This is a genomic window from Streptomyces aureus (genome assembly GCF_000725495.1).
Lineage (GTDB): Bacteria > Actinomycetota > Actinomycetes > Streptomycetales > Streptomycetaceae > Streptomyces > Streptomyces aureus_B.
Genome location: NZ_JNZD01000019.1, coordinates 81,564 through 107,443, shown reverse-complemented (window position 1 = coordinate 107,443; position 25,880 = coordinate 81,564). Strand labels below are relative to the sequence as shown.

The 25,880-nt window shown below is 71.6% G+C and carries 24 protein-coding genes; 6 read left to right on the top strand and 18 right to left on the bottom strand.

Annotated features, from left to right (window positions below):
• Positions 1 to 544: 544 nt before the first annotated feature.
• From IO36_RS23270 to IO36_RS23250, 5 genes are all read right to left on the bottom strand, one after another.
• The gene (locus IO36_RS23270; protein WP_037622620.1) at positions 545 to 2,773 is read right to left on the bottom strand and encodes a putative bifunctional diguanylate cyclase/phosphodiesterase; all 2,229 of its coding nucleotides are present in this window, start codon (positions 2,771 to 2,773) and stop codon (positions 545 to 547) included.
• Between the two features lie 260 nt (positions 2,774 to 3,033).
• Complete coding sequence (gene ligA, locus IO36_RS23265) at positions 3,034 to 5,229, bottom strand: NAD-dependent DNA ligase LigA (protein ID WP_037622618.1); 2,196 nt, start codon at positions 5,227 to 5,229, stop codon at positions 3,034 to 3,036.
• A gap of 15 nt (positions 5,230 to 5,244) precedes the next feature.
• The gene (locus IO36_RS23260; RefSeq protein WP_037622615.1) at positions 5,245 to 6,252 is read right to left on the bottom strand and encodes a methionine synthase; all 1,008 of its coding nucleotides are present in this window, start codon (positions 6,250 to 6,252) and stop codon (positions 5,245 to 5,247) included.
• Between the two features lie 65 nt (positions 6,253 to 6,317).
• Positions 6,318 to 7,007 carry an SDR family oxidoreductase gene (locus IO36_RS23255; RefSeq protein WP_209441255.1) on the bottom strand — a complete coding sequence of 230 codons (690 nt, stop codon included), beginning with the start codon at positions 7,005 to 7,007 and terminating at the stop codon, positions 6,318 to 6,320.
• Between the two features lie 63 nt (positions 7,008 to 7,070).
• Complete coding sequence (locus tag IO36_RS23250) at positions 7,071 to 7,610, bottom strand: LOG family protein (RefSeq protein WP_037622611.1); 540 nt, start codon at positions 7,608 to 7,610, stop codon at positions 7,071 to 7,073.
• Positions 7,611 to 7,660: 50 nt separating this feature from the next.
• On the opposite strand from IO36_RS23250, the gene IO36_RS23245 reads away from it, so the two are divergent.
• Positions 7,661 to 7,984, top strand: coding sequence for a DUF427 domain-containing protein (locus tag IO36_RS23245; RefSeq protein ID WP_037622610.1), 324 nt, complete (start codon positions 7,661 to 7,663; stop codon positions 7,982 to 7,984).
• 63 nt (positions 7,985 to 8,047) lie between these two features.
• Positions 8,048 to 8,833: an alpha/beta fold hydrolase gene (locus tag IO36_RS23240; protein WP_037622609.1), complete on the top strand. Its 786-nt coding sequence runs from the start codon at positions 8,048 to 8,050 to the stop codon at positions 8,831 to 8,833.
• A 71-nt stretch (positions 8,834 to 8,904) separates the two neighbouring features.
• Here the strand turns inward: IO36_RS23240 and mnmA are convergent, their stop codons facing one another.
• Complete coding sequence (gene mnmA / locus IO36_RS23235; RefSeq protein ID WP_037622607.1) at positions 8,905 to 10,026, bottom strand: tRNA 2-thiouridine(34) synthase MnmA; 1,122 nt, start codon at positions 10,024 to 10,026, stop codon at positions 8,905 to 8,907.
• A 60-nt stretch (positions 10,027 to 10,086) separates the two neighbouring features.
• Between mnmA and IO36_RS23230 the strand changes: the two genes are divergently transcribed.
• A complete protein-coding gene (locus tag IO36_RS23230; protein WP_037622604.1) occupies positions 10,087 to 10,785 on the top strand; it encodes an N-acetylmuramoyl-L-alanine amidase in 699 nt (232 codons plus the stop codon).
• A gap of 181 nt (positions 10,786 to 10,966) precedes the next feature.
• Here IO36_RS23230 and IO36_RS23225 read toward each other — a convergent pair whose 3' ends face one another.
• The 3 genes from IO36_RS23225 to IO36_RS47425 all read right to left on the bottom strand — a co-directional run bounded on the left by IO36_RS23225 (position 10,967) and on the right by IO36_RS47425 (position 12,846).
• Positions 10,967 to 12,136 carry a cysteine desulfurase family protein gene (locus tag IO36_RS23225; RefSeq protein WP_037622602.1) on the bottom strand — a complete coding sequence of 390 codons (1,170 nt, stop codon included), beginning with the start codon at positions 12,134 to 12,136 and terminating at the stop codon, positions 10,967 to 10,969.
• A 90-nt stretch (positions 12,137 to 12,226) separates the two neighbouring features.
• Positions 12,227 to 12,601, bottom strand: a complete 375-nt coding sequence (locus tag IO36_RS49370; RefSeq protein ID WP_425535546.1) for a DUF4190 domain-containing protein — start codon at positions 12,599 to 12,601, stop codon at positions 12,227 to 12,229.
• A 77-nt stretch (positions 12,602 to 12,678) separates the two neighbouring features.
• Positions 12,679 to 12,846, bottom strand: a complete 168-nt coding sequence (locus IO36_RS47425; RefSeq protein ID WP_037622600.1) for a hypothetical protein — start codon at positions 12,844 to 12,846, stop codon at positions 12,679 to 12,681.
• 186 nt (positions 12,847 to 13,032) lie between these two features.
• Between IO36_RS47425 and IO36_RS23210 the strand changes: the two genes are divergently transcribed.
• Entirely contained in the window at positions 13,033 to 13,659 is a 627-nt protein-coding gene (locus IO36_RS23210) for a TetR family transcriptional regulator (RefSeq protein WP_037622599.1), read from the top strand.
• Positions 13,660 to 13,781: 122 nt separating this feature from the next.
• On the opposite strand, the gene IO36_RS23205 is transcribed toward IO36_RS23210, so the two are convergent.
• Together IO36_RS23205 and IO36_RS23200 are read right to left on the bottom strand one after the other, a co-directional pair.
• The gene (locus IO36_RS23205; RefSeq protein ID WP_037622598.1) at positions 13,782 to 14,144 is read right to left on the bottom strand and encodes a hypothetical protein; all 363 of its coding nucleotides are present in this window, start codon (positions 14,142 to 14,144) and stop codon (positions 13,782 to 13,784) included.
• A 136-nt stretch (positions 14,145 to 14,280) separates the two neighbouring features.
• The gene (locus IO36_RS23200; RefSeq protein WP_037622596.1) at positions 14,281 to 15,243 is read right to left on the bottom strand and encodes a helix-turn-helix transcriptional regulator; all 963 of its coding nucleotides are present in this window, start codon (positions 15,241 to 15,243) and stop codon (positions 14,281 to 14,283) included.
• 104 nt (positions 15,244 to 15,347) lie between these two features.
• Here IO36_RS23200 and IO36_RS23195 point away from each other — a divergent pair, with 104 nt between their 5' ends.
• Complete coding sequence (locus IO36_RS23195) at positions 15,348 to 15,938, top strand: TIGR03086 family metal-binding protein (RefSeq protein WP_037622595.1); 591 nt, start codon at positions 15,348 to 15,350, stop codon at positions 15,936 to 15,938.
• 164 nt (positions 15,939 to 16,102) lie between these two features.
• On the opposite strand, the gene IO36_RS23190 is transcribed toward IO36_RS23195, so the two are convergent.
• Complete coding sequence (locus tag IO36_RS23190) at positions 16,103 to 16,963, bottom strand: thioesterase family protein (RefSeq protein ID WP_037622593.1); 861 nt, start codon at positions 16,961 to 16,963, stop codon at positions 16,103 to 16,105.
• 160 nt (positions 16,964 to 17,123) lie between these two features.
• On the opposite strand from IO36_RS23190, the gene IO36_RS23185 reads away from it, so the two are divergent.
• Positions 17,124 to 18,446, top strand: coding sequence for an alpha/beta hydrolase (locus IO36_RS23185; RefSeq protein WP_037622590.1), 1,323 nt, complete (start codon positions 17,124 to 17,126; stop codon positions 18,444 to 18,446).
• On the opposite strand, the gene IO36_RS23180 is transcribed toward IO36_RS23185, so the two are convergent.
• The 6 genes from IO36_RS23180 to IO36_RS23155 all read right to left on the bottom strand — a co-directional run bounded on the left by IO36_RS23180 (position 18,346) and on the right by IO36_RS23155 (position 25,847).
• Complete coding sequence (locus IO36_RS23180; protein ID WP_037622589.1) at positions 18,346 to 19,011, bottom strand: trimeric intracellular cation channel family protein; 666 nt, start codon at positions 19,009 to 19,011, stop codon at positions 18,346 to 18,348. The two genes, IO36_RS23185 and IO36_RS23180, sit on opposite strands and share 101 nt — an antisense overlap.
• A gap of 47 nt (positions 19,012 to 19,058) precedes the next feature.
• On the bottom strand, positions 19,059 to 20,450 hold the full coding sequence (locus IO36_RS23175) for a M1 family metallopeptidase (protein WP_037622588.1): 1,392 nt from the start codon (positions 20,448 to 20,450) through the stop codon (positions 19,059 to 19,061).
• A 107-nt stretch (positions 20,451 to 20,557) separates the two neighbouring features.
• Entirely contained in the window at positions 20,558 to 21,910 is a 1,353-nt protein-coding gene (locus tag IO36_RS23170; protein ID WP_051900847.1) for an ABC transporter ATP-binding protein, read from the bottom strand.
• Complete coding sequence (locus IO36_RS23165) at positions 21,907 to 23,004, bottom strand: ABC transporter ATP-binding protein (protein WP_037622587.1); 1,098 nt, start codon at positions 23,002 to 23,004, stop codon at positions 21,907 to 21,909. Before IO36_RS23165 ends, IO36_RS23170 begins: the two co-directional genes overlap by 4 nt.
• Positions 23,001 to 24,008, bottom strand: a complete 1,008-nt coding sequence (locus IO36_RS23160; RefSeq protein ID WP_037622586.1) for an ABC transporter permease — start codon at positions 24,006 to 24,008, stop codon at positions 23,001 to 23,003. Before IO36_RS23160 ends, IO36_RS23165 begins: the two co-directional genes overlap by 4 nt.
• A gap of 66 nt (positions 24,009 to 24,074) precedes the next feature.
• Positions 24,075 to 25,847 (bottom strand): ABC transporter substrate-binding protein, encoded by a 1,773-nt coding sequence (locus IO36_RS23155; protein WP_037622585.1) that lies wholly within the window; start codon positions 25,845 to 25,847, stop codon positions 24,075 to 24,077.
• Positions 25,848 to 25,880 lie beyond the last annotated feature (33 nt).

The window sequence follows — 25,880 nt, the reverse complement described above, 5'->3', positions numbered from 1 at the left end:
GGGTTTGCCACCACCCCGACCACCCGCCCCTCCAGCCGGACGACTCACCGGCCTCCGGCCGGGCGTTCCCCGCCCACGCACCACCCGTTCGCCCCCTGCCAAGCCGGGCTCCGCCGCCTTGGTGGCGCGCCGCCGGCGACCGCCGGACGGTTGAACCCATCGGCCTCCGGCCGGGTCTTCCCCGCCCACGCACCACCCGTTCGCCTCCTGCCAAGCCGGGCTCTGCCACTTTGGTGCTGCGCCGCCGGCGGCTGCCGGACAGTTGAACCCACCGGCCTCCGGCCGGGTGCTCCCCGCTTCTGCCCCGCGGCCGCACGCCGCCGACGGCGGGGCGGGAAAGCGGGCGAGCCCGGGTTGTCAGCTGGGGGTGAACGGGTGGTGCGTGGGCGGGGAACACCCGGCCGGAGGCCGGGGATACTCCCCTGCTGCCCCGCGACCGCATGCCGCCGACGGCGGGGCGGCGAAGCGGGCGAGCCCGGGTGGTCGGCTGGGGGTGAACGGGTGGTGCGAGGGCGGGGAACGCCTGGCCGGAGGCCGGGGGGAGTTACTCCGCTGCCGGGAGTGCGGCTCGGGGGCGTTGCCAGCCTCGGACGCCCCGCGCCAGGAGCCACGCCGTGGCCTCGTCCGGCGGCATCGCCGCGGCCACCAGCCACCCCTGCACCGCGTCACACCCCAGATCCCGCAACCGCTCCCACGTCTCGTCGTCCTCGACGCCCTCCGCCACGACGAGAAGCCCCAGCGAATGCGCGAGGTCGACGGTGCACCGCACGATCTCCGCGTCCTCGGCGTCCACAGCGAGCCGCGCCACGAACGAGCGGTCGATCTTCAGCTCGCTGACCGGGAGCCGGCGCAGATGCACCAGCGAGGAGTACCCCGTGCCGAAGTCGTCCAGGGACATCTTCACGCCGTGCCCGGTGAGCGCCGCGAGCGTGTCGGCGGCCCGCTGCGGGTCCTCCAGGAGCACATGCTCCGTTATCTCCAGTTGGAGCGCTCCCGCGGGAACTCCGTGCCGCGCGAGACGAGCGGCGACGGCACCGGCGAACCCCGGCGTGTGGACGTCGCGCGGCGACACGTTGACGGCGACGGGCACGTACAGCCCCTGGGCCCGCCAGCGCGCGACCTGCCCGAGGGCCGTCTCCAGGACGTACTCGGTGAGATGGGGCATCAACCCGGAGGACTCGGCGATGGCGATGAACTCGTCCGGCGGCACCTTGCCGCGCTCGGGATGCACCCAGCGGACCAGGGCCTCGAGGCCGGCCACCTGCCCGTCGAAGCGGACCTTGGGCTGGTAGTGCAGCTGGACGTCGCCGGTGTCCAGGGCCCGGCGCAGATCGCCGAGCAGGCCGAGCCGGTCGGGCGTGTTGGAGTCCCGCTTGGACTCGTACACCTCCACTCCCGTGCGGTCCCGCTTCGCCTGGTACATCGCGATGTCCGCGCGGCGCAGCAGCCCCTCCGCGTCGAGCGCGTGGTCGGGGAAGACGGCGAGCCCGGCGCTGGCCTCCAGGACGAGGGTGAGTCCGTCCAGGTCGAGCGGCGAGCCGAGGGTGGCGACCAGATTGCGGGCGACCCGGGTGGCCGAGGTGGTGGAGTCCGCGACCGGCAGTAACACGGCGAACTCGTCTCCGCCGAGCCGCGCGGCCTCCGCCCCGCGCGGCAGGGCCAGCCTCAGCCGCTCGGCTATCTGGACGAGCAGCCGGTCACCGGCGAGGTGTCCCAGCGTGTCGTTGACCGAACGGAAGCGGTCCAGGTCGATGAGCATCAGGGCGGAGCGGGCACCGATGCGCTCGGCGTCGTCCAGCGCGGTCCAGGTGCGCTCCAGCAGCCACTGACGGTTCGGCAGCCCGGTCAGCGGGTCGCGCAGTTGTTCCTCGGCCCGCGCGCGGGCTATCCACAGGGTGGAGTCGAGGGCGATCAGGGGGATCGAGAACAGCGGCAGCAGCGCCGGCTGGGCCGTCGCGACCACGCAGATCAGCGGCGCGATGCCGAGCAGCGCGACGGCGACGAGCCCCTGTCTGACGAGGGCGGTGCGGGCGACGGTGGGCAGGCCGCCGCCCGGTGTGTTCAGGTACCAGAGCAGGGCCCGGGTGACGGCGAGATAGGCGCCGGCGACCAGCACGAGCTGGGGTACGGCGTAGAACGTCCAGGTGGCGGGGGCCCAGGGGGTCTCGACGCTCGGGAACCGTCCGAACGAGGCGAGGACCAGGGCTCCGGCGCCGATGCCGAGGATGTCGACGGCGCCGTGCAGGACGCCCTGGCGCCAGCGGTTGCGGCGGGCCGTGCCCACCAGGACGACGACGGTGAGGCTGACCATGCCGGCCGGCACCCAGCCGTACAGCAGCAGGACCGCGAGGGTGAGGGCGGCTCCGGAACCGGTGCCGCCCCACCAGCGGGCCCGGCCGAGCGCGACCAGGTGACCGACGATGACGCCGGTGAGCAGCGCCAGCGCCCAGCCGACCGTGCCGCACGGGAAGAGCGCGTGATGACCGCTGAACGCTCGGTAGAACCCCGCGCCCAGGACGAACGCGGCGATGGCCACGACCGCCGCGGGCAGCGCGGGCCAGGACAGATGTCGTTCGGGGTCCTGTCCCGGCAGGCCGGTGCCGCGCTCGGCGGTGAGGGTGCCGGGGACGGCGGGAAGGTTGCGCGGCGCGCCGGCTCCGCCCCGGGCGGCGCGGTCCGGAGCCCGTCCCGCCCGCAGGCCGCTCAGCCACGCGCCGGTCGTCCGGCGCAGGCGCAGCCGTGAGTCGGGAGCGGCGCTCTCGGTCGGTTCCATTCCCGTCCCTCTCACTGCCGGCGGTACCCACGCCACGCGATCCGTCGCCGGCGACCACTGCCAACGGTGCCGCGTCGGAAAACCCTTCCTCCGGCTCCTCGGGAGCGGAGGATGCGCCGACCGCTGCCGGGCACGGTGGGCGCACACGTCAACAGTAGGCCGCGGAAGGCTTCCACGGGCAGCGGTCGTCGACGGTTGCCCGAATGCGGCCTGGTCACCCCTATGCATCCGATATGCGCCGAACGGGTGGTGTTCAACCGCTATTCCTCGACGGAAAGCGCGGCCTCCGCGGCCGCGTCCGGTCCTTGCTCCAACAGCACGGCGAAGCCCTCCTCGTTCAGGACCGGAACCTTCAACTGCATCGCCTTGTCATACTTCGATCCGGGATTGTCACCCACTACAACGAAAGATGTCTTTTTCGAAACAGAGCCGGTCACCTTTGCTCCACGGCTCTGCAGTTCGTCCTTCGCCCCGTCCCGCGTGTGGTGTTCGAGCGTGCCCGTGACCACGACGGTGAGGCCTTCGAGGGGACGCGGTCCCTCGTCCTCACCAGCGCCTTCGTCCTCCATCCGGACTCCGGCCGCCTTCCACTTGCGGATGATCTCGCGGTGCCAGTCCTCGGCGAACCACTCCTTGACCGAGGTCGCGATGATCCCGCCGACCCCGTCGACCGCGGCGAGTTCCTCCTCGGTGGCCTGCTCGATACGGTCGACGGAACGGAACTCGCGGGCCAGCGCCTCGGCGGCCACCGGACCCACGTGCCGGATGGAGAGCCCGTTGAGGAACCGGGCGAGCGGACGGGTCCTCGCCTCGGCGATCTTCTCCAGCAGGGCAAGCGTGTTCTTCTTCGGCTCGCCCTGCTGGTTGGCGAAGACCGTGACGACCTTCTCCTCCCCGGTCTTCGGGTCCCGCTTGGGCAGACCGCTGTCCGAGTCCAGGACGTACGCCTTGATCGGGAGCAACTGCTCGACGGTGAGGTCGAAGAGGTCGCCCTCGTCCACGAGCGGCGGGGCCACGGGCTCCAGCGGACGGGTCAGCGCCGCCGCGGCCACGTTCCCGAAGTGGTCGATGTCCAGGCACTCCCGGCCCGCGAGATAGGCGACGCGCTCTCTCAACTGCGCCGGGCAGGAACGGCCGTTGGGGCAGCGCAGGTCGATGTCGCCCTCCTTCATCGCGCGCAGCGGCGTCCCGCACTCGGGGCACTCGGACGGCATCACGAACTCCCGCTCGCTGCCGTCCCGCAGGTCGGCCACCGGTCCGAGGATCTCGGGGATGACGTCACCGGCCTTGCGCAGCACCACCGTGTCCCCGATGAGGACGCCCTTGGACTTCACGACCTCCTGGTTGTGCAGGGTGGCGAACTCGACCTCGGAGCCGGCGACCGTGACCGGCTCGACCTGCGCGTAGGGCGTGACCCGGCCCGTACGGCCCACGCCGACCCGGATGTTGACGAGCTTGGTGTTGACCTCCTCGGGCGCGTACTTCCAGGCGATCGCCCAGCGGGGTGCGCGCGCGGTGGAGCCGAGCCGGCCCTGGAGCGGGATCTCGTCGAGCTTGACGACCACACCGTCGATCTCGTGCTCCACGGAGTGACGGTTCTCGCCGTAGTACGCGATGAACTCCCGTACGCCGTCGAGGTCGTCGACCACCTTGGCGTACCGCGTGGTCGGCAGCCCCCAGGAGTGCAGCAGGCCGTAGGCCTCGGACAGCCGGCCGAGCCCCTCGAAGCCTTCCAGGGCACCGATGCCATGGACGACCATGTGGAGCGGGAGCGTCGCCGTGACCTTGGGATCCTTCTGCCGCAGCGAACCCGAGGCGGAATTCCGGGGGTTGGCGTACGGCTTCTCTCCGGCGGCCACACGTCGCGCGTTGAGGTCTCCGAACGCCTTCATCGGGAAGTAGACCTCGCCGCGGATCTCGACGAGCCGGGGAAAGTGATCGCCCTTCAGCCGGTGCGGGATCTCGGCGATCGTCATGACGTTCGGCGTGATGTCCTCGCCGGTCCGGCCGGTGCCACGGGTGGCGGCGCGGGTGAGCCGTCCGTCCTCGTACGTCAGGTTCACGGCGAGACCGTCGACCTTGAGCTCGCACAGGAAGTGGTAGTCGGACGTGCCCACGTCCTTGGCCACCCGCCCGGCCCACAGGGCGAGCCCCGCGTCGTCGAAGACGTTGTCCAGGGAGAGCATGCGCTCGCGGTGCTCGACCTCGGCGAGGTCGGTCTCGTACTCGACGGCGACCTTCTGGGTCGGCGAGTCCGGCGTCCGCAGCTCGGAGTACTCCTCCTCCAGCGCCTCCAGGGACCGCAGCAGCGTGTCGAACTCCGCGTCGGAGACGACCGGGGCGTCCTTCACGTAGTACCGGAAACGGTGCTCCTCGATCTGCTCGGCGAGCTGCGCGTGCCGCTCCCGTGCCTCGGCGGGTACCGATGTGGGCTCTGCGTGCTCTTCGCCGGCCACCGTTGTGTCCTCCCGTTACTCTGGGTTGTCCGCGAGGGATCTCGCCGCCCGGACGCAGTGGGCCAGCGCCCTGCGCGCGAAGTCGGGGGAAGCCCCCGCGAGTCCGCACGACGGAGTGAGCGTGACCGCCTCCGCGAGCAGACCCGGCCGCAGCCCCAGCCTGCGCCACAGCGTCCTGACACCCATGACGCTACCGGCAGGGTCGGACAATGGGACGTCCACTCCGGGGACGACACCGGCGAACAGCCGGGTGCCGCCCTCGACCGCCTCCCCGATCGCCTCGTCGTCACGCTCGGTGAGAAGGGAGAAGTCGAAGGAGACCGCCGCCGCGCCCGCCCGGCGCAACAGGGCGAAGGGGACGTCCGGCGCACAGCTGTGGACGACGACGGGACCGCCGCCGTTCGCCCCGATGACGTCCCGGAGGGTGGCCTCCGCGATCTGCCGGTCCACCGCGCGGTGGGTGCGGTAGCCGCTGGCGGTGGGCACCCTGCCGCGGAGCACGGCGACCAGGGAAGGTTCGTCGAGCTGGAGGACGACCTCGGCGCCGGGCACCCGCCGGCGGACCTCGTCGAGGTGGAGGCGCAGTCCCTCGGTGAGCGATCCGGCGAGGTCGCGGCAGGCGCCCGGGTCGGAGAGGGCGGACTCGCCGTTCCGCAGCTCCAGCGCGGCCGCCAGGGTCCAGGGACCGACGGCCTGGACCTTGAGCGGGCCCTCGTATCCCTGGGTGAACTCCTCCAGGGCGTCGAGGTCCTCCCCCAGCCACGACCTGGCGCGCTTGGTGTCCCGGCCGGGCCGGTCCCCGAAGCGCCAGCCGCTGGGCTCCACGCGCGCGTACAGCTCGACGAGCATCCCCGCGGTCCGGCCGATCATGTCCGCCCCGGGCCCGCGCGCGGGCAGTTCGGCAAGGAAGGGGAAGTCCTCGAAGGAACCGGTGACGGTCTTCGCGGCCTCCCGCGCGTCACCGCCCGGCATGGACCCGACCCCGGTGGCGGGACCGAACCTGAACTCGCTGTTTTCGCTCACCCCGGAAGCCTACGGAATCCCGCGGGCACCCCGGCCTCCCGGGCGTCCCCCGCGGACCGCAGGCCTCAGCCGCCCGGGCGCACCGTCAGGTCGTTGACCTCGGCGTCGCGGGGCAGGTCGAGCGCCATCAGGATCGTCGTCGCCACCGACTCGGGGTCGATCCACTTCGAGGCGTCGTACTCCTTGCCCTCCTGCCGGTGCACCTTGGCCTGCATGGGACTCGCGGTGCGGCCGGGGTAGACGGAGGTCACCCGGACCCCGGCCGCGTGCTCCTCGTGGCGCAGGGAGTCGGCGAGGGCCTTCAGGCCGTGCTTGGAGGCGGCGTAGGCGGACCAGTCGGCGTGGGCGTTCAGACCGGCGCCGGAGTTCACGAAGAGCACGTGGCCCTGGGCGAGACGCAGCTGGGGCAGGAAGTGGCGGGTCAGCTCGGCGGGGGCGATCAGGTTGACGTTGAGCTGGTGGCGCCAGGCCTTGGGGGTCAGTTCGCCGACCGGGCCGAGGTCGACCACGCCCGCGATGTGCAGCAGGGAGTCGACGCGGCCGGGGAGCGCCTGGTGGGAGAACGCCCAGGACAGCTTGTCGGGGTCCGCCAGGTCGCCGACCAGGGTCTTCGCCCCGGGGAAGGCCGCGGCCAGTTCCTTCGCGCGGCCGGCGTCGCGCGCGTGGAGCACGAGTTCGTCCCCGCGCGCGTGCAGACGGCGGGCGACGGCCGCGCCGATGCCGGAGCCGGCCCCGGTGATCACATGTGTAGGCATGGACGCCATGCTCGCATCACCGGCGGCCGGTCCCGGCCACCCGCGGGTGGCTCAGGGGGTGCCTCAGCGGATGCCGACGCTCTCCTCCAGGTAGGCCAGCGCCCCCACCGGCTCCTCGGCGAAGAACACCAGGTCGGTGAGCGGGCGCGGCAGGAAGCCCTCGGCGTCCATCCGCCGGAACTGCTCCTTCAGGCCGTCGTAGAAGCCGGCCGTGTTGAGCAGGACGACCGGCTTCTCGGTCTTGCCGTGCTTCTTCAGCTCCAGGATCTCGGTCGCCTCGTCGAGGGTGCCGGTGCCGCCGACCATCACGACCACCGCGTCGGCCTTCGCCAGCAGCAGTGCCTTGCGCTCGGCCAGGTCACGGGCCACGACCATCTCGTCGGCGCCGGGGCGGGCCCGGTCGGCGAGGAAGTCCACGGAGACGCCCACCAGCCGTCCGCCCGCCTCCTGCACGCCGTCGGCGACCACCTTCATCAGACCGACGTCGGAGCCGCCCCAGACGAGCGTGTGGCCGCCCTTGCCGAGGAGTTCGGCGAACTCCCGGGCGGGGCGGGTGTAGCGGTCGTCGAGGTCGGCGGCGGAGAGGAAGACACAGATGTTCATGGCTTCACCGTACGCGGGAACGAATCGGGACCCGCGAGCGCTTTCCGTACATGGCTGAAGGACACACGATCACCATCGAGCAGGGCACACGGCACGTCCGCGTCGTGCACGACGGCCAGGTCCTGGCGGAGAGCGACCGCCCCCTGGTCCTGCGCGAGACGGGCTGTCCCGTGCGCTACTACCTCCCGCCGGCGGACGTCCGGCTGGACCTGCTGACGCCCTCCGACACCCACACGTACTGCCCGTTCAAGGGCACCGCGTCCTACTGGTCGCGTCCCGGCGCGGCCGATCTGGTGTGGGCCTATCCCGATCCCAAGCCGGACGTGGCCGCGATCAGGGACCACCTCTGCTTCTACGAGGCGGAGGTGTCCTGAGTTCCGGACGGCCCGGGCGTGGTGCCCCGATGAGTCCGCGGGCGGCGGGCAGTCTCTTACCGCATGGACAACAAGACCCTCTCGCGCGACGGGACCCCGATCGCGTACGAACGCCACGGTGACGGCCCGACGGTCGTGCTGGTCGGCGGCGCCATGTGCACGGGCGCCACGCTGGCGCCCCTCGCCGAGGCCCTCTCGGACCGCTTCGGCGCCGTCACCTACGACCGGCGGGGCCGCGGTGCCAGCGGCGACACCGCGCCCTTCGCGGTGGCCCGCGAGGTCGAGGACATCGCGGCGCTGATCGACGTCTTCGGGGGCAGTGCGGCGCTCTACGGCATCTCGTCGGGCGGCGCGCTGGCCCTGGAGGCCGCCATGAGCGGACTGCCCGTCCGCGAAGTCGCCGTCTACGAGACGCCGTTCGCGGTGGACGAGGTGGCGGGAAAGCAGCGGGCGGAGTACACGGAGCGGCTGGCCGAGCTGCTCGGCCAGGGCCGGCGCGGCGACGCGGTCGAGCTGTTCCTGGCCCTGGTGGGCACGCCCCCGGAGATGATCGCCGGGGTGCGCATGTCCCACGCCTGGCCCGGGATGGAGGCCATCGCGCCGACCCTGGCGTACGACGACGCCGCGATGGGCGAGAGCCGGGTCCCGGGCGAACGGCTGGCCGCGCTGTCGGTGCCCCTGCTGTCCGTCGCGGGTGACGCGAGCCCCGCGTGGATGCGCGAGGCGGCGCGGCGCATCGCCGAGGCGGCGCCGAACGGCTCGTACCGCACGCTGGAGGGGCAGACCCACATGGTGGACCCGGGGGTGCTCGCACCGGTGCTGGCGGAGTTCTTCCGCACGGACGGATAGCCGGCGTCCCGTGCGGCCCGGCGGCACCTGCGCCGGGCCGGGCCGGGCCGGGCCGCACGGGACGGGGAGTTCTAGACGTCCGCCGTCGCGCGCGTGGTCGTCGCGATGGTCGCCGAGCCGACGACGCGCGTGCCGTCGTACAGGACGATCGCCTGGCCGGGAGCGACGCCGCGGACCGGCTCCTCGAAGGTCACCCGCAGCTCGCCGTCGACGAGTTCGGCGTCCACCTCGGTCTCGCCCCCGTGGGCGCGCAGCTGGGCGGTGTAGGTGCCGGGGCCGGCCGGGGCCGCGCCGCACCAGCGGGGCTTGATCGCGGTCAGCGCGGACACGTCCAGGGAGGCGGCCGGTCCGACCGTGACCGTGTTGTTCACCGGCGAGATGTCGAGCACGTACCGGGGCTTGCCGTCGGCGGCCGGGGTGCCGATGCGCAGTCCCTTGCGCTGGCCGATGGTGAAGCCGTACGCGCCCTCGTGGGTGCCGATGGTGGCTCCGGACTCGTCGACGATGTCGCCCTCGGCCTTGCCGAGCCGGTTCGCGAGGAAGCCCTGGGTGTCGCCGTCGGCGATGAAGCAGATGTCGTGCGAGTCCGGCTTCTTGGCGACCGCCAGGCCCCGGCGCTCGGCCTCGGCCCGGATCTCGTCCTTGGTGGTGACCGTGTCGCCGAGGGGGAACAGCGCGTGGGCGAGCTGACGGTCGTCCAGGACGCCGAGGACGTACGACTGGTCCTTGGCCATGTCCGAGGCGCGGTGCAGCTCGCGGGTTCCGTCCTCGCGGACGATCACCTGGGCGTAGTGGCCGGTGCAGACGGCGTCGAAGCCGAGCGCGAGCGCCTTGTCCAGCAGCGCGGCGAACTTGATCTTCTCGTTGCAGCGCAGGCAGGGGTTCGGGGTGCGGCCGGCCTCGTACTCGGCGATGAAGTCCTCGACGACGTCCTCGCGGAAGCGCTCGGCGAGGTCCCAGACGTAGAACGGGATGCCGATGACGTCGGCGGCCCGGCGGGCGTCGCGCGAGTCCTCGATGGTGCAGCAGCCGCGCGCGCCGGTCCGGAACGACTGCGGGTTCGCCGAGAGGGCGAGGTGGACGCCCGTCACGTCGTGCCCGGCCTCGGCGGCACGGGCGGCGGCTACGGCGGAGTCCACTCCGCCCGACATGGCGGCGAGGACGCGGAGGGGGCGCTGCGAGGTGTCAGTCATAACCCCTCCAGGGTACGGGGCCGCGGGAACCGGAACCCGCGAGTATCCGTTGAAGATCGCATGGGGGCGAAAAAGGGGAAGCCGGGCGGGCCGCGGAGCCGGGCGGCCGGGGCGGGGGACGCGGACCGGCCGGTCGGGCGGCGGGTGCTGCTCTTCGGCGGTCTGGCGGCCGCCGTGAGCGCGGCCGGGCTCGCCCGTGAGGAGCTGTCGCACCTGTGGTGGCGGCTGCCGGGCGTGGAGAAGTCACGCGTCGCGGGCGCGGTGGACTTCCGGGGCGCGCGGTGGATCGCGGCCTCGGCGGCGAACTGGCGGCGGGCCGACCGCCCCGACGACTACGCGATAGACCGCGTCGTCGTCCATGTCACCCAGGGCGGGTACGCGAGCGCGGTGCGGGCCTTCCAGGACCCCGGGCACGGAGCGGCCGCCCACTACGTGGTCCGCAGGGACGGCCGGGTCACGCAGATGATCCGCGAGCTGGACGTGGCGTTCCACGCGGGCAACCGCTCGTACAACGAACGCAGCGTCGGCATCGAGCACGAGGGTTTCGTGGACCGGCCGTCGTCGTTCACGGACGCGATGTACGAGGCCTCGGCGCGGCTGACGGCCGCGATCTGCGGTCGGTACGGCATACCCGTGGACCGCGAGCACATCGTGGGGCACGTCGAGGTCCCGGGCACCGACCACACGGACCCCGGGCGGTACTGGGACTGGGACCGGTACATCCGGCTCGTACGGCGGGCCCGGACGGCGTCGGCCTGACGGGGTCCTCCCGGTCCTCCCGGTCCTCGCCACCACCGGACCGGGCCGCGATCAACCGCCACCCCGCCGGGCCGCGATCAGCCGCCGCCCCACGGGGCCGGTGTCAGCCGCCACCCCACGGAGCCGGTGTCAGCCGCCGCCCCGCCGGGCCGGGATCAGGCGCAGCCCCACCGGGCCGGGATCAGGTGAGACCCGCCCGGCGCGCCCGTTCCACCGCGGGACCGATCGCCCGGGCCACCGCCTCGACGTCCGCCCGGGTGGAGGTGTGGCCGAGCGAGAAGCGCAGGGTGCCCCGGGCGAGGTCCGGGTCGGTGCCGGTGGCGAGGAGGACATGGCTCGGCTGGGCCACCCCGGCCGTGCAGGCCGAGCCGGTGGAGCACTCGATGCCCTGCGCGTCGAGCAGCAGGAGCAGCGAGTCGCCCTCGCAGCCCGGGAACGTGAAGTGCGCGTTGGCGGGCAGCCGGCCGCCGGGGGCCGGGTCGCCGCCGAGGATCGCGTCGGGCACGGCCTTGACGACGGCGTCGGCCAGGTCGTCGCGCAGGGCGCCGATCTCGCCGGCGAACCACTCCCTGCGCTCGGCGGCCAGCCGCCCGGCGACCGCGAAGGAGACGACGGCGGGCACGTCGAGGGTGCCGGAGCGGACGTGCCGCTCCTGGCCGCCTCCGTGGAGCACGGGGACGGGGCTGTACTCACGGCCGAGGAGCAGCGCGCCGATGCCGTAGGGTCCGCCCACCTTGTGGCCGGAGACGGTCATCGCGGCGAGGCCCGAGGCCGCGAAGTCGACGGGGACCTGGCCGAAGGCCTGGACCGCGTCGGCGTGCAGCGGGACGTCGAACTCGGCCGCCACGTCGGCCAGTTCACGGACCGGCATGACGGTGCCGATCTCGTTGTTGGCCCACATGACCGTGGCGAGGGCGACGTCGTCGGGGTTGCGGGCGATGGCCTCGCGCAGGGCGCCGGGGTGGACGCGGCCGAACGCGTCGACGGGCAGGTACTCGACGGTGGCGCCCTCGTGCTCGCCGAGCCAGTGCACCGCGTCGAGGACGGCGTGGTGCTCGACCGGGCTCGCGAGGACGCGGGTACGGGCCGGATCGGCGTCCCTGCGGGACCAGTACAGGCCCTTCACCGCGAGGTTGTCGGCCTCGGTGCCGCCGGAGGTGAACACCACCTCGCTGGGACGGGCGCCCAGGGCGTCCGCCAGGGTCTCGCGGGCCTCCTCGACGGCGCGTCGCGCGGCGCGGCCGGCGGCGTGGAGGGAGGAGGCGTTGCCCGTGACGCCCAGCCGGGCGGTCAGGGCCTCCACCGCCTCGGGAAGCATGGGGGTGGTCGCGGCGTGGTCGAGGTAAGCCATGGTGGGCTCGATTCTACGGGCCCGCTCCGGCTCGCCCCGGCCCCCCGTGGCTCGGCGCCCGCCTCTGGCCGGGACCGGGCCCCGGATGTCTCAGAAGCTCCAGGAGACCGTGTTGTCGAACTGCATGAAGGCGACCAGGACGACCAGGTCGGCGACGCCCAGGCCGAGGCCGAGGAAGGCGCGGCCGCGGCGGGCCGTGCCGCGCCAGAGGGCGGCGGAGGCCAGGACGATCGCGATCGGGCCGAGGAAGAGGTTGAGCACGAGGAGGCCGAGCAGCCCGAGGACGAAGGAGGCGACGGCCATGCCGTCCGCGTCCTTGACGCCGGTGCGGCGCTTCGCGGGGGCGGCCTGGGCCGCCTCGGCGGGGCGGACGGCCCCGGCGGTGCGCTCCGCGCCGGCCGGACGGGCCGTGACGGCCGAACGGGCGGTGCGGGTGGTGCCGGTGGTGCGCGCGGTGAGTTCCATGACGTGAGTCAGCTCCCAACGGTCGGTTGGTGAAGGGTGGGACCAACGGCCGGTCGGCAAAGGTGCGGGACCAACGGTCAGTTGGCGGAGGAGTGGCGTCGGCGGGCCCCGCGCTCGCGCAGCGCGAAGACGACCAGCCAGACGCCGATGACGGACGCGGCGACGAGGCTCACGGTCAGCGGCGCGTGCGCCACGGAGCCCATCACGACGCCGAGCAGCAGGAGTGCGGCGACGAGGAACAGCATGGGATGCCTCTCGGAGAAGTCTCGGAGTCCGGTCCCGGAAGGTCCCGGGACCTCAACGGTGAACCCCCGGTGTTTCCGCGACTTGACGTTCCAGTGAACGGTTGTAGTAACAGTTGTTCACTGACTCTTGAGTCTAGCGCGCTCCACGGCTTTTCAATTCCAGAGAACAGTTGTTAACTGCATGGTATGAGTCACACTCTCGGCATCCGCCAGGCGCAGAAGCAGAAGACCCGACAGGCGCTGCTGGACTCGGCGTTGGGGCTTCTGGAGCACCAGAGCCTGAGCAGCCTGGGGCTGCGCGAGGTCACGCGGGCCGTCGGAGTCGCCCCGACGGCCTTCTACCGGCACTTCCGCTCGACGGCGGATCTCGGCGTGGCACTCGTCGAGGAGGCGCTGGGCAGTCTGCACCCGATGATCGAGGACACGGTGTCCACGGCCGGCGACAGCGACGAACGCATCGCCCGTGCCGTGGAACTGATCGCCCACCATGTCGGGGCGCACCCGGCGCACGTCCGCTTCATCGCGCGCGAGCGGCACGGCGGGGTGCAGCCGGTGCGCGACGCGATCCGGGAGCAACTGGCCCGGTTCGCCGAGGAGGTCGCCCACGCGCTGGCCGAGCACCCCGAGTCGGCCGGGTGGAGCGACGACGACCTGCTGATGCTGGCGGGTCTGTACGTCGACCACATGCTGATGGCGGCCTCGGCGTTCCTGGAGGCGCTGGACGGCTCCGAGGCGGAGCGGGAGCGGGTGGCCAGGACGGCGAGCCGTCAGATGCGTCTGATCAGCATCGGCCGCCGCCACTGGCTCGGCTGACCGCCCGCCGCCCCGTACGACGGCGGGCCCTGTTCACGCCGGCCCTGAACGACGGGCCTCCCCCGCCGGCCCCGCACGGCCGATTCCCCCCCGCCGCCCCAGAGCGGCGGGCCTCCCCCGCGTCAGCCCTGCGCGGCCGGCCGGCCCTGCCCCTGGCCGCCCATCTGGCCGCCGCAGCCGCCCTGGCCGCCGCCCATGCCGCCGCCGGGGGCGCCGCTCGGCATGCCCGAGGGGAAGTCGCTCGGCGTCCCGGACGGGAATCCGCTCGGCATGCCCGAGGGCGCGCCCGACCGCGAGGGCATGCCCGACGGCGCGCCGCTGGGGCGTCCGGAGCCGCCGCCCGGCATCCCGGAGGGGGGCGTGCAGCTCTGCCCGCCGGAGGTCTTGCCGTCCGAGGAGGACGTGTCACCGGAGCCGCAGGCCGCCAGGAGGGGCGAGAACGCGAGAAGGGCGACGAGCGGAACGAGGCGGGCACGACGGTTCATGGGGCAACTCCCAGTCGGTTCACGTGGGCCGGTCGGCGGTGGCCGGACGAGCGGGAGCCAGAGGATCAGATCCACGTAGGGCCGCGCTGTGCCCGGACTGTGGGTTCCTGTGCGGGCACAGGCGGGACGGCGGGGCTCAACCCCCCTCGTACACCGCGGTGATGGCGGCGGCCGTCTCCGCCAGCTCGGTACGCGCCTCGGCCGGCGCCAGGACTTCGAGCGCGTCCCCGAAGGCCAGCAGCGTGCGGGTCTCGCGCACCGAGCCCAGGGAGAGGCGGGCGGTCACCCACTCGCCCGTGCCGTCGTCCTCGGGCAGTTCGGCGAGGGAGGACCCGTGGAGGCGTACGAACATGTCGAGCCGGGACCGCCGTACCCGGACCGTGACGTCGACGCCTCCCGGCCGCTCCTCGACCTGGCGGCGCAGCACCTCCCAGGCGTCGGCGAGTTCGACGCCCGGGCGGCGGCGCACCGGGTCCGGCAGGAGGGCGGCCGAGCGGACCCGGTCGGCGCGGAACAGCCGCGGGGCGCCGCGCCGGTCGGCGACCAGGTACCAGACCCCGGCCTTGGAGACGAGACCGTACGGGTCGACGGTGTAGGTGCGCGGTTCGGCGTCCCCGCCGTGGCGGTAGCGCAGCCGCAGCCGGCGGTCGGAGAAGACGGCGTCCTGGAGCACGTCCAGATCGACGGCCGGCCGGGGGCCGCCCTTCCAGCGTGTGGCGTCGACGAGGACCCTGCGGCTGGTGACCTCGGCGGCGGGCCGGAAGGGCGCGGGCAGGGCGGCCATCACCTTGCGCAGCGCCGAGCCGAGCGCCGCGTCCAGACCGAGGGCGGCGTGCGCGCCCTGGGCCGCCAGGATGAACAGCGAGCGGGACTCGTCGGCGGTCAGTCCCGTGACGTCCGTACGGAATCCGGCGAGGAGTTCGATGCCGCCGTGGCGCCCGCGCTCGGCGTAGACCGGGACGCCGGAGGCGGACAGGGCCTCCACGTCCCGGTAGATCGTGCGCACCGACACCTCGAGCCGGTCGGCCAGTTCGTGCGCCGGGACGCGGCCGCGGGTCTGGAGGAGCAGCAGGATCGAGAGCAGCCGGTCGGACTTCACGCGTCCAGGATCGCGTCCGCCCGGGGCCGTCCGCAAATGTTGACGGAAACTGTCAGGTTATGGGTCGACAGTGGGGCACACACCGAGACACGGAAGAGGTAGTCATGAACGCCCTGGACCCCCGCCCCCTGTACGCCCGCGCCGCCGCCCAGATCGCCTCGCTGATCGCGACCGTGCGGCCGGAGCAGCTGGACGGCCCCACGCCGTGCGACGAGTTCGACGTCCGCCGACTGCTGTCGCACATGGTCGGCGGGACCCGGCGGATCGCCGTGATCGGGGCGGGCGGCGACGGGCTCGCGCTGCCGCCGTTCGCCGACGGCGTCCCGGACGACGGCTGGGCCGCCGCGTACGAGGAGGTGCGGGAACTGGTCCGCGCGGGCTGGGCGGACGACGCCCGGCTGGACGCCCTGGTGCGGGTGCCGTGGGGCGAGGCCCCCGGCCGGATCGCGCTGGCCGGGTACGTGATGGAGGCGGTCACCCACACCTGGGACCTCTCGGAGGCGCTGGGCCGGCCCCTCGCGCTCGACCCGGAGCCGGCCGAGTTCGCGCTCATGATCGCGGCCCGCGTGCTGCCCGACGAGGGGCGCGAGGACCCGGAGCTGCCGTTCGGGGCGGTGGTGCCGGCGCCCGAGGACGCCGACGCCTACGACCGTCTGGCGGCCTGGACGGGCCGCCGCCCCCTGGTGAACGCCTGAGAGCACGGGAGACCGCGTCCGGGGCCCGGAGAGGCCCCGGACGCGCGGAAGCGCACAGCCGGTCCCGCACCGCTCCTGCGCCCCGGGTTCCGGGTCGTGAACCTCGCCGCCGGGCCGAGGCGGGCATGCCGAGGCAGCCGGGCAGCCCCGGTCGACGCGGACCGTCAGCTCAGGCGGGCACGGGCCAGTTGGCGGGACTGGGCGACCAGGCGGTCGGCGCTGTCCCAGACCTCCGCGTCCTCCTCCAGGAACCCCCCGGCGAGGTTGCGGGTGGTGATCGACACCCGCAGTGGTCCGGGCGCCGGGCGGCACCGCACGTGCACGGTCAGCTCGACGGTCGGCACCCAGCCGGAGAGACCGATCTCGAAGGCCGTCGGCGGCAGCGCGTCGACCGCGAGCAGCAGCGAGAGCGGATCGGCGTCCCGGCCGTCGGCCAGCCCGAACCACGACCGCATCTCGCCCTTCCCGGACGGCGCGCCGAGGGCCCAGCCGAGCGTGGCGGGGTCGAGCTTGAGGAACAGCCGGTCGGTGATGGCCGAGCTGCCGGGGATGGGGGCCGGGGCGTCCTGCGGGCCGAAGCACTGGTCCATGGGCGGGATCGCCGGCGGCAGCGCGGTCGTGCGGACGTCGTCGGGCAGGGTGTCGAGGTCCCCGTACGAGGCGAGCACACGGATGCGCTCGACCTCACGGCCCTCTTCGTCGTACTGGAAGAGGGAGGCCTGCCCGGTCGAGAGCGTCCGTCCGGTGCGGACGACGTCCGTGCGGATGACCGCGGCGCCCGGCTGGGACGCGGTCAGATAGTGCGCGGAGACCGTGAACGGGTCGGAGTGCGGGAGGGCGTCGGCGAGCGCGCGGCCGAGGACGGCCAGCAGATAGCCGCCGTTGACGGCGTTGATGATCGTCCACCCGGCGGAGAGGTCGACGTCGTAGACGCCGTCCCCGCGCGGGGTGACGGAGGTGTCCCGGTCGAACTCGCTGTCGCCGATCGTGGCCCGCAGGGCCTGTACCGAAGCTGCTTCTGCCATACGTGAACGGTACAACAGGAAATTACTAAGCGGTAGCTTTTACCATCGCGGCCTCGCGGGCGCCCCGCCTTCCGTCCAACCAGGTGAGGATTCGGCAATTTCTTGTTAAGTGTCCGCAATCATCCGTGACCAATCGGCCGCGGTTCTCCTCTGTTGGGACATGAGCCTCACCGGGACAACGTTCCTCCTGACCTCCTTCGTGCTGTGCGCGGTCGCCCTCCTGCTGCCCCTGGTCCTGTGGTCCCGGGTACCCGGACCGTCGCCGGTGCGCGCGGCGAGCCGGCTGCTGATGCTGCTGTTCGCGCAGGGCACGGCGATCAGCCTGGTGTTCGTCCTCGTGAACAACGCCAACAACCTGTACGACAACTGGGCCGACCTCCTCGGCACCGGCAACCACGTCCAACGGGCCGCCGACCTCGGTGTGGACGGCACCGGGGGGATCTCGCTGAAGACCCTGCCCCGGGTGCGGCAGACGTTCGTGCCGGCCCAGGGCCCGCGCATGGGCTCGGCCGGCGGGGTTCGCGTCACCGATCTGAAGGGACGCGTGTCGGGAGTGAACGCCGAGGTCTACGTCTGGCTGCCGCCGCAGTACGACGAGCCCGCCTACCGGCACAAAAAGTTCCCCGTCGTGGAACTGCTGCCCGGCTACCCCGGCTCCGCCAAGGCGTGGTTCGGCTCCCTGCGGGTGCACGAGCAGCTGCGGCCGATGATGCTCGACGGACGCGTCGCGCCGTTCATCCTGGTCGCCCCGCGGACCAACCTGCTGGCCCGCGCCGACACCGGCTGCGCGAACATCCCGGGGACGGTGAACGCGGAGAGCTGGCTGAGCATCGACGTGCCGCGGATGGTCATGGACAACTTCCGCGCCGAGCCCGCGCCGGACGGATGGGCCACGGCCGGCTACTCGGCCGGGGCGCACTGCGCCACCAAGCTGGCCGTGGCCCATCCCGACCGCTACCGGGCCGCGGTGAGCATGTCCGGGTACAACGACCCCAAGGGCGAACGCAGTTCCCTGGCCGGCCGGACCCTCGAACTGCGCCGGCGCAACAACCCCTGGCTGCTGCTGCGCGCCGACCGCGTCCCGCCGCGGATCGCCCTCTACTTCTCCGGCGAGTCCGGGGACGGGTACCAGGCGGGCGCCGCGATCCAGGCGGTCGCGAAGCCGCCGACGCGGGTGGACGTGGTGCTGCTGCCGCGCAGCGCGGGCGGCCACGACATGGGGCTGTGGCGGCCTCAGTTGCCGGAGGTGTTCCGCTGGCTGACCGCGCAGTTCGACGCCGGGAAGAGGGGCGCGGCGGGCGCCGGCCGCACGGCGGGCGGGACGGGCGCGCCGGGTACGGGCACCACCGGGGGCGCCGGCACGGTGGCCGGCGCCGACCGGATCAGGAGCCCTCGTCCTCGCGCACTGTCGAGCGGCGGTTCCACGCGCGCGGAGCTCGCCAGTGGTACCGCATCGCGAACAGGCGCAGCACGAAGGCCGTGACGACGGCCAGACCGCTGGTGAACGGGGTGAGCGCGTCGTACCGGATGCAGATCACGACCATCGTGGCGCCGACGATCGCCGGGACCGCGTAGAGGTCACGGTCCCAGCGCAGCAGGGAGGGGACCTCGTTGGCGAGGACGTCGCGCAGCACACCGCCGCCCACGGCCGTCGCGAGGCCGAGGGCGGCGGAGGCGGTGAGGCCGAGCCCGTAGTCGTACGCCTTGACGGTGCCGGTGACGCAGAACAGTCCGAGCCCGGCCGCGTCGAAGACGTTCACGCCGACCTGGATGCGCTCCACCTGCGGGTGCAGGAAGAACACGATCAGGGCGCAGACGATCGGGGTGGTGAAGTACCCCAGGTCGGTGAAGGCCGCCGGGGGTACGGCACCGATGATGATGTCGCGCAGCAGCCCTCCGCCCAGCGCGGTGATCTCCGCGAGAACGGCTATCCCGAAGACGTCGAAGTTCTTGCGGACGGCCAGCAGGGCGCCGGAGATCGCGAAGACGAAGATGCCGATCAGGTCGAGCGTGTGCTGGACGGAGGGGCTGAACAGTTGCTGGAGCACCCCCACATTCTCACCTGTCGCGGGGTGTGCGCCTTACGAAGGAAGGTCTAGAGGGCGGGCTTGCCTGTGGTGAACAGCCAGGTCTGGAAGAGATCGTCGAGCTGCTGCCCGGAGATCTTCTCGGCGAGGGCGATGAACTGGGCGGTGTTCGCGTTCCCGTACCGGTGCAGCTTCGTCCACGCGGGCAGCAGCTTGAAGAACGCGGTGTCGCCGATGCGCTCGCGCAGCATCTGGAGCGTCATCGCGCCCCGCTGGTAGACCGCGGAGGCGAACATGGTGTCCCGCTGCGGGTCGGCGACCTTCGTCTGCCAGAAGGCGGAGTCGGCGGGCCGCTGGTTGTATCCGGCGACGAAGGAGTCGTGCGCCGAGCGGACGCCCTTGTGCTCGGCCCACAGCCACTGCGCGTAGGTCGCGAAGCCCTCGTTCAGCCAGATGTCCTTCCAGCGCTCCACCGAGACGGAGTCGCCGAACCACTGGTGGGCCAGCTCGTGCACGATCGTCGACTCCGAACGCACCGCCGAGTACGCGGGCTTCGACTGCACCTCCAGCGAGAAGCCCGCCTGGGGCATGTCGTCGACGATGGCCCCGGTCTCCTCGAACGGGTACGGGCCGAACACCTGCGACCAGTAGTCGGTGGCCTCGGCGGTGACGGCGTACACGTCGACGCTGTTGCTGTTCGCGAGCACCGGGTCGACGGCCACGTAGATCGGCGTCCCGGCCGGCGTCCTCCCGGTCCGCACGTCGAACTTCCCGATGGTCGCCGTCGCGAGGTAGGTGGCCATGGGCCGGCCCTCGCGCCAGTGCGTGACCGTGTTCGCGCCCTTGTCGCGGGTGGATATCAGGCGTCCGTTGGAGACCGCCGTCAGGCCCTTGGGAGCCGTGATGCGGATGTCGTAGGTCGCCTTGTCCGAGGGGTGGTCGCTGGAGGGGAACCAGGTGGAGGCCGCGTTGGGCTCGCAGGCGACGAAGACGCCGTCCGGGGTCTTCATCCAGCCGTAGTCGGAGCCGAACACGATCGGGCCGTTGAGGGCCTCGGGGACACCGCCGTAGGTGACGGCCACCGTGAAGTCCTTGCCGCGGGCGAGCGGGCCGCGCGGGGTGATGTGGATCTCGTCGCCGTCCCGCGTGAAGCGGGCCGCTCTGCCGTTCACCTCGATCCGCGTGACGTCCAGCTTCTGGAGGTCCAGGTCGAAGGCGGAGAGGTTCTGGCCGGCGCGGGCGGTGAGGGTCGTGACGCCGTCCAGCCGGTCGGTGTCGGGGTTGTACACCACGTCCAGGGTGTAGTGGCGGGCGTCGAAGCCGCCGTTGCCCAGCCGGGGGAAGTACGTGTCGCCGATGCCGTCCGCGCCGGGGGTGGGGGCGGAGGAGGCGGCGACGAGGAGGAAGGAGGCCGCCGCGGTGGCGAGCGCGCCTAAACGTGCCGAACGGGAGAGTGCCATTTCGCGTCCCTTTCGTACGTGTGCCGATCATTTCTGATCAGACGGACACGCAGGACTCTGCACTCTCCCGCTCAGGCATGTTCATGACTTTGCCAAGTCGTCACGGCCTACTTGTCGGTTGACTCCTGACGATCGGCTTCCGCACCCGCGGAGTCCGACGCGGTGCCGGTCTCCTCGGTGGCGGCGGCCTCCTCGACGGGAGCCTCCTCCGTGGCAGCCTCAGCCTTGGCGGGGGCCTCCGTGGCGGCCTCCTCCGTGGCGGCGGCCTCGTCCTCGGCGGCGAGCTCGGCCGGAGCCGTGCCCGACACCTCGGCGGATTCCACGCCGGAGACCAGCTCGACCGCTTCGCGGGCGGCCGAGAGCAGGACGACGTCCTGCGGAGCCTGGTCCGGGGCGTTCTCCGGGTGGTGGCAGGCCACGCGCTGACCGGGCCGCAGCTCGATGAGCGGGGGCTCGGTCGTCTTGCAGACCTGGGTGGCCTTCCAGCACCGGGTGTGGAACCGGCAGCCGCTCGGCGGCGCGATCGGCGAGGGAACGTCGCCGCGCAGCAGGATCCGCTCGCTCTTGGCGCCCCGGCGCTTGGGGTCCGGCACCGGCACGGCCGACATCAGGGCCTTGGTGTACGGGTGCATCGGCGCCTCGTACAGCGAGGTGCGGTCGGCGAGCTCGACGATCTTGCCGAGGTACATCACCGCGATGCGGTCCGAGACATGGCGCACCACGGAGAGGTCGTGCGCGATGATCACGTACGTCAGGCCCAGCTCGGACTGCAGGTCGTCCATCAGGTTCACGACCTGCGCCTGGATCGACACGTCGAGCGCCGAGACCGGCTCGTCCGCCACGACCAGCTTCGGCTTCAGGGCGAGCGCGCGGGCGATGCCGATGCGCTGGCGCTGACCGCCGGAGAACTCGTGCGGATAGCGGTTGTAGTGCTCGGGGCTCAGACCCACCAGCTCCAGGAGCCGCTGGACCTCCTTCTTCACACCGCCCTCGGGCTCCACGTTCTGGAGCCGGAAGGGCGCCGAGACGATCGAGCCGATGGTGTGACGGGGGTTCAGCGACCCGTACGGGTCCTGGAAGATCATCTGGATGTCGCGGCGCATCGGACGCATCTTCGAGGCGCTGAGCCGGGTGATGTCCCGGCCCTCGAACTCGATGGTGCCGCCGGTCGGGTCCTGGAGACGGGTGATGACCCGGCCCATGGTCGACTTGCCGCAGCCGGACTCGCCGACGACGCCCAGCGTCTCGCCCTTGCGGACCTCGAAGTCGATGCCGTCGACGGCCTTGACCGCGCCGACCTGACGCTGGAGAACGCCCTTCCGGATGGGGAAGTGCTTCTGCAGCCCCTGGACCCGGAGGAGGACCTCGCTGCTCTCCGAGGACTTCGCGCGGTGCGCGGGAGCCGCGGCCTGCTGCGGGATCACCGCGCCGGCGCCGTCCTTCTTGTTGTTCTCACTCACAGCTTCGGCGCAATCTCTTCGGTCCAGATCCGCGTGCGGTCCTCCTGCGAGAGGTGGCAGGCGGTGTAGTGGCCGCTGTCCACCAGCTGCAGTTCGGGGCGCACGGTGCGGGTGACATTGCCCTTGGGCAGGTCCGCGTACGGGCAGCGCGGGTGGAAGGCACAGCCCGAGGGGACGTTGATGAGGCTCGGCGGCTGGCCCTTGACGGGGATGAGCCGCTCGGACGTCTCACGGTCGATACGGGGCATCGAGCCGAGCAGACCCCAGGTGTAGGGGTGCTGCGGCCGCTCGAAGACCCGATCGGCGGAGCCGCGCTCCACGCACCGGCCGCCGTACATCACGAGGACGTCGTCGGCGATCTCGGCCACCACACCCAGGTCGTGGGTGATGAGGACGACCGCGGAACCGAACTCCTTCTGCAGGTCGCGGATGAGGTCGAGGATCTGCGCCTGGACGGTCACGTCCAGGGCGGTCGTCGGCTCGTCCGCGATGAGCAGCTCGGGGTTGTTGACGAGCGCCATCGCGATCATCGCGCGCTGACGCATACCGCCCGAGAACTCGTGCGGGTAGCTGTCGACGCGCTTGCCCGGCTCGGGGATGCCCACGCGGTCGAGCATCTCGATCGCCCGCGTGCGGGCGACCTTCTTGCTGACCTTGTGGTGGGTGCGGTACGCCTCCACGATCTGGTTGCCGATCGTGTAGTACGGGTGCATCGCCGACAGCGGGTCCTGGAAGATCATCGCCATCTCGCGGCCGCGGAGCTTGCGCACCTCGTCCGGGTCGGCGTTGACCAGTTCCTTGCCGCCGAGCCAGATCTCGCCCGACATCTGCACGTTCTTGCCGCGCGCGCCGAGGCGGTGCAGGCCCATGATCGCCAGCGAGGTGACGGACTTGCCGGAACCCGACTCGCCCACGACGCAGAGGGTCTTGCCCTTCTCCACCGAGAAGGTGAGCCCGTCGACGGACTTGACCAGGCCGTCGTCGGTCGGGAAGTGCACCTTGAGGTCGCGTACTTCGAGGAACGCCTTGGGAGCGTCCGAGGGCGAGGAGACGGGCTCGCCGACCGCGGCGCCGGTCTTGGACAGTTCGGTCACGAGAGCCTCACCCGCGGGTCGGCGGCTGCGTAGAGCATGTCCACCAGAAGATTTGCGATGACAACGAAGAAGGCGGCGAGAAGCGTCACGCCGAGGATCTGCGGCAGGTCGTTGTCGGTGATGCCGTCCACCGCGTACTCGCCGACACCGTGGAGAGAGAACACGCTCTCGGTGATGACGGCACCGCCGAGCAGCAGACCGAGGTCCATGCCGAAGACGGTGATGATCGGGGTGAGGGCGGCCCGCAGTCCGTGCCGGACCACGACCTTCCGCTCACGCAGGCCCTTGGCGCGGGCCGTGCGGATGAAGTCCTCGTTCATCGTCTCCAGCATGCCCGAGCGGGTCAGCCGCGCGTAGATGGCGGAGTACAGGAGAGCGAGCGAACACCACGCCGGGAAGAGCGTGTTGGCCCACTGCGCGGGGTTCTCCATGAACGGGACGTAGGTGCGGCCGAAGATCGGCCACTTGTAGGTGAAGAGCAGCAGAGCCAGGTTGCCCGTGAAGAACATGGGCAGCGAGACACCGGCGAGCGCGACGCCCATGAAGGTGCGGTCGAAGAACGAACGCGGCTTGAGGGCGGAGATCACGCCGATGGCCACACCGGAGACCAGCCACAGCACCGCGGCACCCGCGGCGAGCGACAGGGTGATCGGCAGGCGCGAGGTCAGCTGCGGCCAGACGGCCTGGTGGGTCTTGAAGGAGTACCCGAAGCACGGTGCGTCACAGTGCACCGTGGTGGGACCCAGGTCATAGGTGGCGCCGCTGACGATCCCCTTGATGAAGTGCCAGTACTGGACGTAGACGGGCTGGTCCAGACCGAGATTGTGCTTGACCGCGATGATGTCGGCCTTCGTCGGGCTCTTCCCGATGTACTGCTGCGCGAGCTGGTCGGCGGTCTGGCCGGCCAGTCTGGGCAGCAGGAAGAAGATGGCGAAGGTGACCGCGGAGACGACCAGGAGCAGGATCGCTGCCGCTGCCGTCCGACGGAGGATGTACGAGATCACGGGGATCGGCGCTGGTGCCCGCGGGCTGAGCCCGCGGGCACCAATGCCTTCACCTGCCTTCCGGGGCTACTTCTTCGTGGTGCCGATGTTGAGGTAGTCGTACTGACCGCTGAAGGCCGCCGTGGAGACCAGGTTGGTCGCGTACTGCGGGCGGGCCAGCAGAACCTTGAAGTAGGTCAGCGGCACGAGGACGGCGTCGTCCATGGTCTTCTTGTCGATCTCGGTGTACAGGGCGTTGCGCGCGGCGTCGTCCTGCGTACCGATCGCCTTCTCCAGGAGGGAGTTGACGTCCTTGTTGTTGTACTGCGACAGGTTGGTGTTACCCGACTGACCGATCGCGGAGCCGTTCAGGATCTGCTGCAGGAAGCCGTAGCCGGAAGGCCAGTCGGCACCCCACTGCATCATGATCAGGCCGATGTTCTGCTTCTCGGTGAACTTCGGGACACCCGCGTAGTCGGTGAAGTACTTGCCCGACGGGTACTGCTTCAGGGTGGCGTTGATGCCGGCGGCCTTCAGCGAGTTGATGATCGCCGTGGCGGCGTCGATCTCCTGCGGACGGTCGCTGCGGGCCGAGATGTTGGTGCTGATCTTCGACTTGCCGCAGGCCTTGAGCTGCTCCTTGGCCTTGGCCGCGTCACCCTTGTTGCCGGCGCTCGCGTAGACGTCCGACTTGGCGTAGCCCGGGATGTCCGGCGGGAGGACCGTGGAGGCGATGTCGCCGCGGATCGGGCCGCCCTCGGCGGTCTGCACCGAGACCTTGTCGATCGCGAACTGCACGGCCTTGCGGCACGCGACGTTGTCGAACGGCTTCACCTTGGTGTTGATCGCCATGTAGACGAGACGGCCACCGTAGGTGTTGTCCGTGTTCGCCTTCTTGTCGGCGGAGGTGAGCAGCTGCGCCTGGGTCGCGGCCTGGACACCGCCACCACCGAGGTCGATCGCGTCGCCCGCGAGGACGTCCTTGTCGATCGTCTCGGCGTTGACCTTCAGGTTGACGACGATCTTGTCCGGGTACTGCTTGCGCAGCGGGTCGGTCTTCGCGTCCCAGTTCTCGTTGCGCACGAGGACGGCCTGCTTGCCGTCCTGGTAGCTCTGGAACTTGTACGAGCCCGAGGACACGATGTTCTTGACGTAGTCGACGCCGTTGTCCTTGGCCTGCGGGACCGGAGCGGTCTGCGGCGAGGCGACGAGGTAGTCGAACTCCTGGAAGGCCGTCTTCAGGTGGAAGACGATCGTCGAGTCGTCCGGGGTCTCGATGGAGGAGAGGCCCTTGGCGCTCTTGTCCTTGTAGGGACCCTTGTACTTGTCGCCGCCCACGAGGAACTGCTGGAAGTAGTTCGGGCCGAGGGAGAGCACGTCACGCGCGAAGTTGGAGCGCTCGACCGCGTACTTGACGTCCTTCGACGTGATCGCGGTGCCGTCCTGGTACTTCACACCCGTACGCAGCTTGTACGTCCAGGTCTTACCGCCGTCGCTCGGGACACCCTTGCCGGAGGCGAGGTCCGGGACGAGGGTGTTGCCCTTCTCGCCGGCGCCGGGCTGGAACGTCATCAGCGGACGGGCGTACAGCCGGGAGAGGTTGTACATGTACGCGTAGTACGTGTTGCCCGGGTCGAAGGAGTCCGGCACGTCCGAGTACTCGTACGTGACCGTGCCCCCCTTCTTCGTGGAGGCGTTGACGACGTCCGTGGTCGCTGCGTTGGCCCCAGCTGACTTCGTGGTGTCGGTGTTCTTGTTGTCATCGGCCTTGCTGCAGCCTGCAACGAGCAGACTCGCGGAGCCGATGGCCGCAATGGCGGCCAGCGTTGACCTACGCATGATGGGCGGGTTCCCCTCCATTGTCGGAAACTTGATGATCTCTCGGGGTGCGTC